A 13,992-nucleotide genomic window follows, 5' to 3' on the forward strand; every position below is an offset into this window, starting at 1 on the left:
TGCGGATTTCAGGCGCCGAACCGATCGTTAGAGGCTGGCGCCATGGCGGATGACGACCTTCGTGCCGACCGGCACGCGGTCGTAAAGGTCGATGATGTCGCCATTGGCGAGCCGGAAGCAGCCCGACGAAATCGATTGGCCGATGGTTTCGGGCTGGTTGGTGCCGTGGACCCGGAATACGGTCGATCCAAGATAAAGCGCGCGCGCGCCCATCGGATTGCCCGGACCACCCGCCATGAAGCGCGGCAGATAGGGCTGGCGCGCGATCATCTCCGGGGGCGGGCGCCAGTCCGGCCATTCGGATTTGCGGCTGATCTTGACCAACCCCGACCACTGGAAACCCTCTCGCCCGACGCCGATGCCATAACGCAGCGCGCGGTTGTTCGGCTGGACCAGATAGATGAAGCGCTCGGAGGTGTGGACCACCAGGGTGCCCGGCGGCTCATTGGAGCGGAAGAAGACCGCCTGGCGCGCATAGGGCCCGTCGGTGATCACGACCTCTTCAGTCGAAACGCGGCCCGGCTCGTCGCCGATGTCGAGCGTTTCCTTGTCCGGCGTCTTGCCGCCGCCCTGGGCCGAGGCTGGATGCGGCAAGGCGAGGGACAAGGAGAGCCCCGCAGCGGTGGCCATGACAGCCCAGATCGATGCAGCCTTCAGCTTGATCACCGGCGTCTCCGTTCACTTCACTCTACAGGGAAAGGCGTTGCAACAGGGAAAGGCGTTGCTGTACTCGTCAACCCGCACAGCGGACGAAGACGAATGTCCCGTAACGCCGCAGCGCATCGGGATCGACGAAGCGCATGGTCAGAAGATTGTCGGTCGCCGACAGGATCTCGCGGTCCTGCGGGTCCCCGGCAGGTGCCTCGAAGCCGAGATAGGTCTTGCCGGCCGGCCCGCCCTTGAGCTTCAGCTCATAGAGTTTCGGATCGTCGGCGACATGCATCATCACGCCATCGGTCGGTCCCTTGGCGATGACATAGGGCAGGTTGCACTGGGCCTTGGCCTGGGCCTCGGTGCGCTTGCGGTCCTTCTCGTTGTGGAAGGAGGCGATGCCCCAGCGGCCGATCAGGCGCTCCCGCGCAAAGGAAGTGGGCCCCGACGGGCTGCTGATCACGGCAACCTGCTCCACCGAAGTGGACGCACAGCCTGCCGCCATCAAGGCGATCAGCGCAGCACCCGCCAGCGACAGGATGCGCTTTGGAGGAAGGGCCGGAAGCTCGATCGCCGCAGCGTCGTCGCGATCTCGAATATCCACGCAGGCAACCTGCGTCATCAGAGCCCCTCGTCCCACATCGCCCTCCAGCCGTGTCGCGCTCGATTGGTTCGAGCCTTTGACTGAACACAACATGCGACAGACAGCGGCCGCCGACAACGGCGAATCTGCTTCGCAAGACTGGGTTGTCGGCGCGAGCCAGCGCGGGGGATCGATGCGAGCATGCCGAAAGACCTTCAGGCGACGCTCAGGCCTTCGATTCCATGCTTGCGGATCAGATCGGCGACGAAGCCGGACGCGGTCGCGGCCTCGACGAATTTCGTCAGGTATTCGACGGCCTCACCCTTCAGCTTGGGTGTGCCGACCGCCTGCTGGACCGTCATGAAGCGGCCATCGAGCATCCGGGAGCCGGGGATGCGGGCGAGGTCGGAAATCAGCCTCGGCCGCAGGCCGGCGAGCGCCTCGAGCTTGCGATCGAGGAAATCCTTCATCGCATCATCGAGCGTCGCGGAGCGGATCAGTTCCGCCTGCTTGATATTGCGGTCAAGCCAAAGCCCATAGGCCGTGCGGCCGGTGACGGCGATGCGCACGCCGGGAGCATCTACATCGGCGATGTCCACCAGCGGAGAGCCCGGCGGCACGAGATAGGTCGCCTCGATCTCGGCATAGGCCGGCGTGAAGTCGATCACCTCGGCGCGTTGCGGCTCGGCGCCGATCAGCCCGATATCCCACTCGTCGCGCGCTGCCGCATCGGCGAGCAGGCCCGGATTCTGGTAGGGGACGTAGCGCAGGCCGACGCCGAGATTGTCGGCGATGGCGCGGGCCATGTCAGGCGAGACGCCGGCTGGATCACCATCCGCCGTGCGGCTCGAAACGAGCAGGAAGTTCGACAGGTTGATGCCGGCACGCAGGACGTTGCCCGGCGCGAGAAGCTCGCGCAGCGTCGGGGACATCGTGCCGATATCGGGGCGAAACTGCATGTTCGTTCTCCTGCGCCATCCGGGCTCGCCCGTGTTATCCGCCAGGGAACGCCTCGCCGACAAGCGCCTTCACTGCATGGGTCCGCAGCCGAGCCGCCTGCAAACAGGCAACCGCGACGCGCTCAGGAATCCATCTTGAGCGCGGCGATGAAGGCTTCCTGCGGGATTTCGACCTTGCCGAACTGCCGCATCTTCTTCTTGCCTTCCTTCTGCTTCTCCAGAAGCTTGCGCTTGCGGGTCGCGTCGCCGCCATAGCATTTGGCGGTCACGTCCTTGCGCAGCGCCCGGATGGTCTCGCGGGCGATGATCTTGCCGCCGATCGCCGCCTGCACCGGGATCTGGAACATGTGCGGCGGGATCAGGTCCTTGAGCTTCTCGCACATGGCCCGGCCACGCGCATCGGCGCGCGAACGGTGAACCAGCATCGAGAGTGCGTCGACCGGCTCGGCATTGACCAGGATCGACATGCGCACGAGGTCGCCCTCGCGGTAGTCGGTAATGGCATAGTCGAAGGAGGCATAGCCCTTCGAGATCGACTTCAGTCGGTCGTAGAAATCGAACACCACCTCGTTCAGCGGCAGGTCGTAGACGACCTTGGCGCGCGAGCCGACATAGGACAGGTCAGTCTGGACGCCGCGGCGATCCTGGCAGAGCTTCAGCACCGAGCCGAGATATTCGTCGGGCGTAAAGATCGTCGCTTTGATCCAGGGCTCCTCGATCGTCTCGATCTTCATCACATCGGGCATATCCGCCGGATTGTGCAATTCGAGCAGCGAGCCGTCGCGCAGCTTCAGGTGATAGACCACGGAGGGGGCGGTCGAGATCAGGTTGAGGTTGAACTCGCGCTCCAGCCGCTCCTGGATGATCTCCAGATGCAGCAGCCCCAGGAACCCGCAGCGGAAGCCGAAGCCGAGCGCGGCCGAGGTCTCCATCTCATAGGAGAAGCTGGCGTCGTTCAGGCGAAGCCGGCTCATCGCGGCGCGCAGCATCTCGAAATCGGCCGCATCGACCGGGAAAATGCCGCAGAACACCACCGGCTGAACCGGCTTGAAGCCCGGCAGAGCCTGCGTCGTCGGACGCTTGTCGTCGGTGATGGTGTCGCCGACCGCGGTATCGGCAACTTCCTTGATCGAGGCGGTGAAGAAGCCGACCTCGCCGGGGCCGAGTGTCTTGACCTCGAGCATCTTGGGCTTGAACACGCCGACGCGGTCGACGCCATAGGAGGCGTTGGCCCGCATCATCTTGATGGTCATGCCCTTTTTCAGCGTACCATCGATGACGCGCACGAGCACGACGACGCCGAGATAGGCATCGTACCAGCTGTCGACCAGCAGGCATTTCAACGGCGCATCGAGATCACCCTTCGGCGGCGGCAGCCGCTTGACGATCGCCTCGAGCACGCCCTCGATGTTGATCCCGGTCTTGGCCGAAATCGGCACGGCCTCGGAGGCGTCGAGGCCGATCACGTCCTCGATCTGCTGCTTGATGCGCTCGGGCTCGGCGGCCGGCAGGTCGATCTTGTTGAGGACGGTGACGATCTCATGCCCGGCATCGAGCGCCTGGTAGACGTTGGCGAGCGTCTGCGCCTCCACTCCCTGCGAGGCGTCGACGACCAGCAGCGAACCTTCGCAGGCCGCCAGCGAGCGCGAGACCTCATAGGCGAAGTCGACATGGCCGGGCGTGTCCATCAGGTTCAGGATGTAATCCTTGCCATCCTGCGCCTTGTAGTCCAGCCGCACCGTCTGGGCCTTGATGGTGATGCCGCGCTCCTTCTCGATATCCATCGAGTCGAGGATCTGCTCGCTCATGTCGCGCGCCGCCACCGTGCCGGTGGTCTGGATCAGCCGGTCGGCAAGCGTCGACTTGCCGTGGTCGATATGCGCCACGATCGAGAAATTGCGGATGTTGTCGAAGGTCTTCGTGCTCATGGGCGCGCAATAGCAGTGTCGGCGGGTTGCGCCAAGGGTTTGCGGTGGCGTCGATGTCAGTCCTGCCCGGCTGCAGGCCCCGGCCCGTCGCCCCAGTTCAGCACCTTATAGTCGAAGCCGGCCTCAAGCGTCGGCTTCACCACCGCGAAATAGGGCGAGATGTCGAAATCGCGCGGCGTATAGAGCGAGTGATGCCGAATATGCAGGATTTCGCGGATATCGCGCTGTCCCATCGCCTTCGCATATTCGATCGTCGGCAGAACGGGATAACCCACCCGCTCGAACGCCTCCGCAATCAGTGTCGAGCAGATCGCCCGCGTCGGATCGCCCGAGCCAAGCGCGATCATGCGTCGTCGCCATGATGACGGCACCAGCGGCAGCGGCACCAGCCAGCGCAGGAGATCGACGATGTTCTTCAGGTCGTACCGCGTGCCGAGACGGCTGAGCGCGTAGGCGATGACGGCTGCGCATCCATCATCGTCCAGCCCTTGCGGGCGGCAGATGCGCGTGCCGAAAGCGCCATATTTCGACAGTGGTGAAACGATGCAGCCATGTTCGATATCGACCTCGACGAGCACGAGCGGCTCGCCCGCCTCGCTCCTGGCCCCGGTGTTGCCGACATAAAGCGCCGCATGCGACCAAGTCGACTGGGTGAGATATTTGATCGCGGTCGAGATCTTCGCATGCCCCTCGACCAACAGCACATCGCCGGGTTTGAGCACCGCCTCCAGCCGCGCCAGCGAACGGGCATCGACGGGCCGCGCCTCCAGTTTCGGCCGGGTGAGGAAGCGGACGAGGAGGCGTCCAAGGCCATCGAGCATCGAGCTCATCGCAGGGCAGTCCTACCCAGGCCGGAAGAGCGCCGGCCCGTGCAATCCTAGCGCGGCTGGCGCCCGCCGGGACAGCGTCGGGCCCATCACGCTTTCGCGCTTGCAATTCCATGATCATCGAATATTTCTACTATCATGGAATTTACCGAAGACATTTTGGACATCGACCGCCGGCTCGGCGCGCGGCTGAAAGCGGCCCGGCTGCACCAGGATTTGACTCTGGATGCGTTGGCCGAGCGCACAGGCGTCAGCCGCGCGATGATCTCGCGGATCGAGCGCGGCGAATCGAGCCCGACGGCAGCGCTGCTGGTCAGGCTCGGCTCGGGGCTCGGCCTGACCCTGTCGGCGCTGCTCGAAGATGGCTCTCAGGGCGAACCGCTGGCTCGCAGCGCCGCGCAGCCGGTCTGGCGTGACCCTGCGAGTGGCTATCTGCGCCGCAACGTTTCGCCACGTGGCACGGGCTCGGCCTTCGAGATCGTCGAGGTCGAGCTGCCGCCGGGCGCGCATGTCGTGCTCGACAGCGCAGCCAGCGCGCCGCCCCTCGACCAGCAGATCTGGATTCTGGAGGGCACGCTGGAGCTGACGCTCGGAGAAATCCGCCATCAGCTTGCCCAGGGCGATTGCCTGCAGATGCATCTGCGCAGTTCGATCGCCTATCACAACCCCGGCGCTACGCCGGTGCGCTACGTCGTCATCGTCGCCGCCAGGAGCGGCGCCTTCCCGGACCATGCCGCATGACCAAGCCAGACATTGCCATCGACATTTTGGACACGGGCGCTGCGGGCGCCGCCCTGCCCGCGCTGACCGACATCCTGCGGGACGCCGTGGCAAATGGCGCCTCCGTCGGCTTCATGGACTGGAATACTCTTGCCGATTTCGAGCGCTACTGGACCGGCATCGTGGCCGAACTCGCCTCCGGACAGGTGTTCCTGCTCGTCGCCCGCAGCGCATCGAAGATCGTCGGCACGGCGCAGCTGCATCTGATCGGCAAGCCGAACCAGCCGCACCGGGCCGAAATCGCCAAGGTCCTCGTCCACTCCAGCGCGCGACGACAGGGCATCGGCGAAGCGTTGATGCGTGCGGCCGAAGCGGCAGCGCGCGAAGCCGGGCGCAACCTGCTTGTCCTCGACACCGATGAGAACGGCGCGGCACGGCGGCTCTACAACCGGCTCGGCTGGAGCGAAGTCGGCACGATTCCGCGCTTCGCCCTGATGCCGGATGGCAGCGATTGCGGCTCGACGTTCTTCTACAAGAATCTGGCCTGAAAGGGCCGGCCCGAGAGCGCCTCAGGCTTCGGGAACGGCCTGACGGAAATAGGGCTCGACCTCGCCCTTGAGCTTCACCGTCATCGGGTTGCCGAAGCGGTCCTTGGCATTGCCGGCGGTCAGGCGGACCCAACCCTCGCTGACGCAATATTCCTCGACATTGGTCTTATCGACGCCCTTGAAGCGCACGCCGATGTCCCGCGAAAGCAGCTCCTCGTTATAGAACGGGCTGTTGGGGTTCGAGGAAAGGCGGTCGGGAAGCGTGTCGGTCATGTGTCTGGCCTTGGCATGCGGATTTTGGCCGCGAGCGATGTCGCGTTGCGCGCAGAGGTAACGCCATCTTCGGCCAATGCCAAATCGAGCGTCGCCTCAGCGTCCGCCGGCCTGCTCGATCAGGGCCGCGACCGCGCGCTGGCCGCGCTGGCGGGCATGGGTGAGCGGGCTGACGCCGTCCTTGTCGGCGAGGCTGGGATTGGCGCCGGCGTCGAGCACCAGCTTCGCGACCTCCTGATGGCGCGGCCCACCATCCCCGAGAATCACGATTTCCAGCAGGCAGGTCCAGCCGAGGTCGTTCACGTGGTCGAGATCGATGCCGCTGGTCAGGAGCAATCGCACCGTCTCGACATGGGCGCGCTCGCAGGCCGGGATCAGCGCATTGCCGCCGTAGCGGTTGCGGATCGTGAGATCCGGCTTCAGCGGGATCATCGCCGCCACGATCTCGGTCCGGCCCGACGCGCCCGCGAGCAGCCAGGGCGTGTCGCGATTGGCGGCTTGCGTATTCGGGCTCGCGCCGGCCGCCAGCAGGGCCTTTGCGACTGCGACATGGTTGCCGTCGACAGCCAGCAGCAAGGCGGTACGCCCCTGGGTATCGCGGGTTTCGAGATCGGCCCCCGCCGCAATCAGCCGGGCGACCTCGGCGGTTCGGCCCGCGCCAGCGGCAGCCAGAAGCTCGGGGCTCGCACCAAATGCCGAAATCGTCATGAGAAACATCCCGAAGCCGGCCAGGAGCAGCCGCAAACCAGCGTTCACCGCCCGCTGTCCAGCAGGCGGCCGACGACCTTGGCGGTATAATCGACCATCGGCACGATGCGGGCATAGTTCAGCCGCGTCGGGCCGATGATGCCGACGACGCCGACGATGCGCTGCTCGGCATCGCGAAATGGGGCAGCGACCATCGAAGAGCCCGACATCGAGAACAGGTTGTTCTCGGAGCCGATGAAGATGCGTACGCCGTCGCCGGCCTCGGCGCGGCTCAGGAGGTCGATGACGTCAGTTTGCGTCTCGAGATCGCCGAAGAGCAGGCGAATGCGCTCAAGATCCTCCTGCGCCTTCAGATCTTCCAGCAGATTGGCCTGGCCGCGCACGATCAGATGCCGGTCGGAACTCGGTCCCGAGGAGGTCGCGATGCCGCTCTCGACCAGCCGCGCGGTCAGGGTGTCGAGCTCCTGCTCCATCTCGGCGCGATGCTCGGCGATCTCGCGTCGCAGGTCGCCCAGCGTCTTGCCGAGAATACGGGCGTTGAGGAAATTGCCGGCCTCCGTCAGCGCCGAAGCCGGCAGGCCCGGCGGCAGCGCCAGCAGGCGATTTTCGACCGTGCCGTCATCGGCGACCAGAACGACCAGGGCGCGGGCCGGGTCGAGGCGGACGAATTCGATATGCTTCAGCCGGGAATTGGCCTTGGTGGTGACGACGACGCCGGCACCGCGCGACAGGCCGGACAGCAGGGCCGAGGCCTCTGTCAGCGTCGCATCCAAAGTGCGCCCCGTGGCAGCCGCCTTCATCTGCGCCTCGATGCGGGTGCGCTCGTCGGAGGTCAGGTTGCCGACCTCCATCATCGCATCGACGAAGAAGCGCAGGCCTCTTTCCGTAGGCAGGCGCCCCGCAGAGGTGTGGGGCGCATAGATCAGCCCCGCCAGCTCGAGATCGGTCATGACGTTGCGCACCGTCGCCGGCGACAGCGCCATCGGCAACAGGCGCGCGATATTGCGCGAGCCGACGGGTTCGCCGGTGGCGAGATAGCCGTCGACGATCTGACGGAATATCTCGCGCGAGCGCTGGTCGGTCTCGACCAGCCCGCCCGAAGACTCAGGGCGAAGCGGCGCACTCATGGCAGGAAACGGCTCAAACTTGGCATGCCACATTGTCCTCGCGGCGCTCGACAGGAGCAAGCGAAAACGGCGGTCCTGTGGGGCTCGCCTTGCCGCCCCCCGGCGAACCGCCTACAAGCCGCGCGAACTTCATAAATCAGGACAAGCCCATGCGACCCTCCAAACGCGCCGCCGACGAAATGCGCAAGGTCACGCTGGAACGCGGCGTGGTGCGCTACGCCGAAGGCTCCTGCATGGTGAGCTTCGGCGAGACTCGAGTGCTCTGCGCCGCGACCGTCGAGGAAAAGGGGCCGCCCTGGCTGCGCGGCACCGGCAAGGGCTGGGTCACCGCGGAATACGCGATGCTGCCGCGCGCCACGCATGAGCGCAATCGCCGCGAGGTCACCTCGGGCAAGCCCTCGGGCCGCACGCAGGAAATCCAGCGGCTGGTCGGGCGCTCGCTTCGCGCCGTGGTCGATCTGACCGCGATCGGCGAGCGCCAGATCGTGGTCGATTGCGACGTGCTCCAGGCCGATGGCGGCACGCGCACGGCCTCGATCACCGGCGCATGGGTCGCTCTGCACGATGCGCTGAAATGGATGGAGGGTCGCTCCATGCTGAAGGGCTCCAACCCGCTTAAGGACCATGTCGCGGCGATCTCCTGCGGCATCGTCGCCGGCAACCCGGTGCTCGATCTCGATTATGTCGAGGATTCCGGCGCGCAGACCGATGCGAATTTCGTCATCACGGGCGGCGGCGGGCTCGTCGAGGTGCAAGGCACGGCCGAGGGCGCTCCCTTCTCGGAAGAGGAGCTGATGGCACTGCTCAAACTCGCCAAGGGCGGGGTGAGCCAGCTGGTCGCGCTGCAGAAGGCGGCGGTGGCCTGATTTGTCTATGCAGGAAACCAGGACGTCATCCCGGACGCAGCGAAGCGGAGATCCGGGATCCATCGTAAGCCACGCCGCTCTACGATGGATCCCGGGTCAAGCCCGGGATGACGCGCCGTTTCCGAGCCCGGAAAGGCTGGACCATTGACATCGCACCGCATTCTCTCCGGCAAGGTCGTAATCGCGACTCATAACCAAGGCAAATTGCGCGAAATGCGCGAATTGCTGGCGCCATATGGCATCGACCTGGTCTCGGCGGGCGAGCTCGGCCTGCCCGAACCCGACGAGACCGGCTACATGTTCTCGGAGAATGCGGCAATCAAGGCCGTGGCGGCAGCGCAGGCCAGCGGATTGCCGGCACTCGCGGATGATTCCGGGATCTGCGTCGATGCGCTCGACGGTGCGCCGGGGCTGTTCTCGGCCAACTGGGCCGGCCCGGGCAAGGATTTCAAGCCGGCAATGGCGCGCGTGCTGGCAGAACTCGCCAAGCGCGGCGCGACCACGCCCGCTCAGCGCCGGGCGCATTTCGTCTCGGCGCTGGTGATCGCCTGGCCGGACGGAAATCAGGAGCTGTTCGAGGGGCGGGTCTTCGGCGAAGTGGTCGATGCGCCGCGCGGCACGGGCGGCTTCGGCTACAACCCGATCTTCAAGCCCGATGGGCATGCGCAGACCTTCGCCGAGATGAGCTCGACCATGAAAAGCGGCGATGCGGAGGCCCTGTCGCACCGCGCGCGCGCTTTCGCGCAGCTGGCGGCCGCCTGCCTCAGGACACCCGCATGAACGGGCTCGCCGCCCCGACGGAGCGGCTGCCCGTGCCGGACCACCCGACCGCGGGTGCCGGTTTCGCGGTCTATGTGCATTGGCCGTTCTGCCTGGCCAAATGCCCCTATTGCGACTTCAATTCCCATGTCCGGCTGCAGCCGCCCGATCAGGCACGCTATATCGCGGCCTTTCGGCGCGAGATCGCCCATCGCGCGCAGCTCGCGCCGGGCCGCACGGTCACCTCGATCTTTTTTGGCGGCGGCACGCCCTCGCTGATGGAGGGGCGCACGGTCGGCGCCATTCTCGATGCGATCGGCGAGCATTGGGCTGTCGACCCCAATTGCGAGGTCTCGCTGGAGGCCAACCCGACCAGCGTCGAGGCCGGACGGTTCCGCGATTTTCGCGCGGCGGGCGTCAACCGAGTCTCGCTGGGCGTGCAGGCGCTGAACGATGCCGACCTCAAGGCGCTCGGCCGGATGCACACGACGCGCGAGGCGCTCGATGCCGTCGCAATCGCGCGGAAATATTTCGAGCGCTACTCCTTCGATCTGATCTATGCCCGCTCGGTCGAGCAGACGCCGGCGCTTTGGCGCGCCGAGCTGGAACTGGCGATCAGCCATGCGGCGGAGCACCTCTCGCTCTACCAGCTGACAATCGAGCCCGACACGGCCTTCGAGCGGCTGTTCAAGGCCGGCAAGCTCGCGATCCCCGATCACGAGGCGGGGGCTGCTCTCTACGAGATCACGCAGGAGATCACGGCGGCCCATGGCATGCCGGTCTACGAGATCTCGAACCATGCCAGGCCCGGTGCCGAATGCCGGCACAACCTCGTCTACTGGCACTATGGCGAATATGCCGGCGTCGGACCGGGCGCCCATGGCCGGCTGGTAACGGCGCAGGGTCGCATGGCGCATTCGACCGAAAAACGGCCGGAAACCTGGCTGACGCGTGTGGAGACAGAAGGACATGCGCTGGTCGAGGACGACCTGCTGAACGCCGAGGCGCAGGGCGACGAATATCTGCTTATGGGGTTGCGGCTGGTCGAAGGCATCGACCCGACGATCTTCAGCGCGTTGTCCGGCCGGAACCTGAATGCGACCCGCGTCGCGAACCTGATCGACGAGCGGATGCTTGTCCGCAAGGCGAACGGCAAGCTCGCGGCGACGCCGGACGGCGCGCTGCTGCTCAACGCGCTGGTGGCTGATCTGGCGGCGTAGCCATCAGCGTCATGGTCGTGCTTGTCACGACCATCCACGTCTTCAGCCGCCGAATGTCGTGGTCAAAACGTGGATGCTCGGCACAAGGGCGAGCATGACGGCGGGGATTGCCTACTGCGACCGCGGTCCGAGATCGCGCGGAGCGGCGTTCACGGTCACGATCTGGCCGTTGCGCAGTTCGAGCACGGCGAGACCGCGGTCGATCTGGCCGTCCGGACGGAAGCGGAAGACGCCATCGGCGCCGGCAAAGCCGGAGGCGTTCGTCAACACCGATTCCGAGAATCGCTGCGACCCCTGAGTGCGGGCCAGAGCCGCCGCGAGCGAGACAGCGTCATAAGCCAGCGTCGCGGTGCGTGTCGGCGCGCTGTTGAAGCGGGCCTGATAGCGCCCGGCGAAAGCATTGAAGCCAGCCGTATCAGGCGAGGCGAACCAGCCGCCCTGGATCGCCGGCACGCGCGCGACATTGGCATCGTTCCAGACGCCTGTGCCGAGCGGCTTGACCTTGGCGGGATCGTAGCCGGCCTGCTGCAGCGCGAGGCCGAGCGCGGGCATGGTGTCGGCCGCCGCCGGCACGAACAGCGCATCGGCCTGCTGCAGTGCCGGCACGAGCCGGCTCACGGAGGCGCGCATGGCGCCCTGATCGGCCCCGAAGCGCTCGATGATGACGACGCGGCCGCCAAGGCTCGCCACCGCCTGCTGGAAAGCGGCCTCGACCACCTTGCCATAGGCCGTGTCGGGCACCAGCGCGGCGAAGGATTTGCGCCCCTGCGTCGAGGCATAGGCAATAACGCGATTGACGTCGTTCTCCGGCGGGAACGAGAGCAGATAGACGCCGCGTGAGGCGACGCTGGTGTCGCTGGAGAAAGCCATGACCGGCTTGCCGGCGCTCCGCGCGACCTGGCCCGCGGCCTGGACGGAGGGGGCGAAGAGCGGGCCGATGATCAGCTCTGCACCTTCGCGCAGGGCCTCCTGTGCGGCGGCCTGAGCGCCTTCGGGAGAGCCGCGATCATCCTTGACCAGCAGCGTCAGATCCGCCCCGGGAAATTCGGCCAACGCCATTTCGGCGGCATTCCTCAGCGAATTGCCGACGACCGCCCCCTGGCCTTCGGCGGTCAGCGGCAGGATGAGACCGACCTTGACCTTGCCGTTGCCCAGCGTCTGGCCGGTGCTTTGCGCAGGCTGGGCCTGCCCGGACGAGTTGTCGAAGCCCGGCAGGCCGGAGGGGCCGCCGCTGCATGCGGCCAACGCAAGGGACATCGCGACGGCGAGCGTCGGGATGCTCAACCGAAAGACCGGTGCAAGGTGCCGATAACGCAACACGGGCGATCTCCAGTCATAGGCCGGACCGGCGAGACGCCTGTCCGGCAGCGCAGTCCCCCGACCGTGGGGCTCTCCTGCCAGTGCGCTATCGTATTTTCAAGTTGTTAACTCTGTGTTGCGATTGCGCGATGCTGCATTCGGCGCTGTCGGGCCGTGGCGCATTGCGGGCGCTTGTGGCAGCGTGCGCCGATGTCGACCGCCCCCACAGCACCGCCGCGCAGCTCGAGCTACACCGCCTTCGGACTCAAGGCCGAGGCCGAGCCGCTCGCGCCCGGCCTCCATATCGTCGCGACGCCGATCGGCAATCTGCGCGACATCTCGTTCCGCGCTCTGGCGACGCTTGCCGCCGCCGACGGCGTCCTGGCCGAGGACACCCGGACGTCGAAGACGCTGCTGGCGCATTACGGCATCTCGACGCCGCTCTATCCCTATCACGAGCACAATGCCGAGCAGATGAGGCCGAAAATTCTGGCCAAGCTGCGCGAAGGCGGCAAGCTCGCGCTGATTTCGGATGCGGGCACGCCGCTGGTCTCGGACCCCGGCTACAAGCTTGTGGCCGAACTTGTCGCCGAGGGATTGCCGGTCACCGGCATTCCCGGCCCCTCGGCGGTTCTGGCAGCGCTCGTGCTGGCGGGCCTGCCGACCGATCGCTTTTTCTTCGAGGGTTTCCTGCCGCCGAAGGCCGCAGCGCGCCGCGGACGCCTGACGGAGCTTGCCGCGATTCCCGGTACGCTGGTCTTTTTCGAATCACCCCGGCGCCTGGCCGAGATGCTCGCCGACGCCGCAGCCGTGCTCGGGGCACGGCCGGCCGCCGTGGCCCGCGAACTGACCAAATATTACGAGAACGTCCGGCGCGGCACGCTTGGCGAACTCGCCGGGCATTACGAGGCCGAGGAGGAGGCGCGCGGCGAGATCGTCGTGATCATCGGACCGCCCGGAGCCGAAGAGCTGACGCCCGTCGCCGATGTCATCGACGAAAGGCTGCGCACGGCGCTGGCGAGCGTTTCCCTGAAGGAGGCCGTGGCTCAGGTCGCAGCGGAAACCGGACAGCCGCGCCGCAAGATCTATGCGCGCGCGCTGGAACTCACCCGCGACGAGCCCTGAGTGAGCAATTCACGGCCAAGTGGCGATCGCAGCCGGCGCGCAAGACGCTCGGGCGTCACCGGGCTGCGCTATGAATGGCTGGCCATCCTCTGGCTCTCGGCCAAGGGCTACCGCCTGCTGGCCCGGCGCTTCGGCGGCAAGGGCGGCGAGATCGACCTGATCATGAAGCGCGGCCGCACCGTCGCCTTCGTCGAGGTCAAGGCGCGCGGGCGGATCGACGACGCGCTGACCGCGATCACGCCGGAAAAGCGCCGCCTCGTCGAGGCGCGTATCCGGCAATGGCTCTCGCGCAATGCCTGGGCGATGGACCATCATCTGCGGGCCGACGCCGTCTTTCTGGCGCCATGGCGACAGCCGCGCCATGTGCCTGCTGTCTTCGAGCTTGTCTTGTGACGCAAG

The 13,992-nt window shown here is 66.3% G+C and carries 16 protein-coding genes; 7 read left to right on the forward strand and 9 right to left on the reverse strand.

From position 1 onward, the window contains the following. Positions 1-27: 27 nt before the first annotated feature. The 5 genes from C4S73_RS13160 to C4S73_RS13180 all read right to left on the reverse strand — a co-directional run bounded on the left by C4S73_RS13160 (position 28) and on the right by C4S73_RS13180 (position 4,951). On the reverse strand, positions 28-630 hold the full coding sequence (locus C4S73_RS13160; protein WP_103873261.1) for a L,D-transpeptidase: 603 nt from the start codon (positions 628-630) through the stop codon (positions 28-30). A 103-nt stretch (positions 631-733) separates the two neighbouring features. Beyond that, on the reverse strand, positions 734-1,273 hold the full coding sequence (locus tag C4S73_RS13165; RefSeq protein WP_244595587.1) for a hypothetical protein: 540 nt from the start codon (positions 1,271-1,273) through the stop codon (positions 734-736). Between the two features lie 176 nt (positions 1,274-1,449). Continuing rightward, positions 1,450-2,193 carry a transporter substrate-binding domain-containing protein gene (locus C4S73_RS13170; protein WP_200828011.1) on the reverse strand — a complete coding sequence of 248 codons (744 nt, stop codon included), beginning with the start codon at positions 2,191-2,193 and terminating at the stop codon, positions 1,450-1,452. Between the two features lie 122 nt (positions 2,194-2,315). Further along, entirely contained in the window at positions 2,316-4,121 is a 1,806-nt protein-coding gene (lepA, locus tag C4S73_RS13175; RefSeq protein ID WP_103872977.1) for a translation elongation factor 4, read from the reverse strand. A 56-nt stretch (positions 4,122-4,177) separates the two neighbouring features. Further along, positions 4,178-4,951: a YiiX/YebB-like N1pC/P60 family cysteine hydrolase gene (locus C4S73_RS13180; protein WP_103872978.1), complete on the reverse strand. Its 774-nt coding sequence runs from the start codon at positions 4,949-4,951 to the stop codon at positions 4,178-4,180. A gap of 135 nt (positions 4,952-5,086) precedes the next feature. On the opposite strand from C4S73_RS13180, the gene C4S73_RS13185 reads away from it, so the two are divergent. Further along, positions 5,087-5,689: a helix-turn-helix domain-containing protein gene (locus tag C4S73_RS13185; protein WP_103872979.1), complete on the forward strand. Its 603-nt coding sequence runs from the start codon at positions 5,087-5,089 to the stop codon at positions 5,687-5,689. After that, positions 5,686-6,216 (forward strand): GNAT family N-acetyltransferase, encoded by a 531-nt coding sequence (locus C4S73_RS13190; protein WP_103872980.1) that lies wholly within the window; start codon positions 5,686-5,688, stop codon positions 6,214-6,216. Before C4S73_RS13185 ends, C4S73_RS13190 begins: the two co-directional genes overlap by 4 nt. A 21-nt stretch (positions 6,217-6,237) precedes the next feature. Here C4S73_RS13190 and C4S73_RS13195 read toward each other — a convergent pair whose 3' ends face one another. The 3 genes from C4S73_RS13195 to hrcA form a co-directional block, all read right to left on the reverse strand. Then, on the reverse strand, positions 6,238-6,489 hold the full coding sequence (locus tag C4S73_RS13195; protein WP_103872981.1) for a DUF3297 family protein: 252 nt from the start codon (positions 6,487-6,489) through the stop codon (positions 6,238-6,240). Between the two features lie 96 nt (positions 6,490-6,585). Beyond that, entirely contained in the window at positions 6,586-7,245 is a 660-nt protein-coding gene (locus C4S73_RS13200) for an ankyrin repeat domain-containing protein (protein ID WP_342210572.1), read from the reverse strand. Next, complete coding sequence (gene hrcA, locus C4S73_RS13205) at positions 7,242-8,324, reverse strand: heat-inducible transcriptional repressor HrcA (RefSeq protein WP_103873264.1); 1,083 nt, start codon at positions 8,322-8,324, stop codon at positions 7,242-7,244. Before hrcA ends, C4S73_RS13200 begins: the two co-directional genes overlap by 4 nt. Positions 8,325-8,473: 149 nt before the next feature. Between hrcA and rph the strand changes: the two genes are divergently transcribed. The 3 genes from rph to hemW all read left to right on the forward strand — a co-directional run bounded on the left by rph (position 8,474) and on the right by hemW (position 11,169). Further along, positions 8,474-9,190, forward strand: coding sequence for a ribonuclease PH (gene rph / locus C4S73_RS13210; protein ID WP_103872982.1), 717 nt, complete (start codon positions 8,474-8,476; stop codon positions 9,188-9,190). Between the two features lie 144 nt (positions 9,191-9,334). Continuing rightward, positions 9,335-9,970: an RdgB/HAM1 family non-canonical purine NTP pyrophosphatase gene (rdgB, locus tag C4S73_RS13215; protein ID WP_103872983.1), complete on the forward strand. Its 636-nt coding sequence runs from the start codon at positions 9,335-9,337 to the stop codon at positions 9,968-9,970. Beyond that, positions 9,967-11,169, forward strand: coding sequence for a radical SAM family heme chaperone HemW (gene hemW / locus C4S73_RS13220; protein ID WP_103872984.1), 1,203 nt, complete (start codon positions 9,967-9,969; stop codon positions 11,167-11,169). The genes rdgB and hemW overlap by 4 nt, the downstream gene beginning before the upstream one ends. 111 nt (positions 11,170-11,280) lie before the next feature. On the opposite strand, the gene C4S73_RS13225 is transcribed toward hemW, so the two are convergent. Then, entirely contained in the window at positions 11,281-12,489 is a 1,209-nt protein-coding gene (locus tag C4S73_RS13225; protein WP_244595589.1) for a penicillin-binding protein activator, read from the reverse strand. Between the two features lie 189 nt (positions 12,490-12,678). Here C4S73_RS13225 and rsmI point away from each other — a divergent pair, with 189 nt between their 5' ends. Beyond that, positions 12,679-13,593 carry a 16S rRNA (cytidine(1402)-2'-O)-methyltransferase gene (rsmI, locus tag C4S73_RS13230; protein ID WP_103872985.1) on the forward strand — a complete coding sequence of 305 codons (915 nt, stop codon included), beginning with the start codon at positions 12,679-12,681 and terminating at the stop codon, positions 13,591-13,593. Further along, positions 13,594-13,986, forward strand: a complete 393-nt coding sequence (locus C4S73_RS13235) for a YraN family protein (protein ID WP_103872986.1) — start codon at positions 13,594-13,596, stop codon at positions 13,984-13,986. Positions 13,987-13,992 lie beyond the last annotated feature (6 nt).

It is taken from the genome of Allobosea lathyri (assembly GCF_900108245.1).
GTDB lineage: Bacteria > Pseudomonadota > Alphaproteobacteria > Rhizobiales > Beijerinckiaceae > Allobosea > Allobosea lathyri.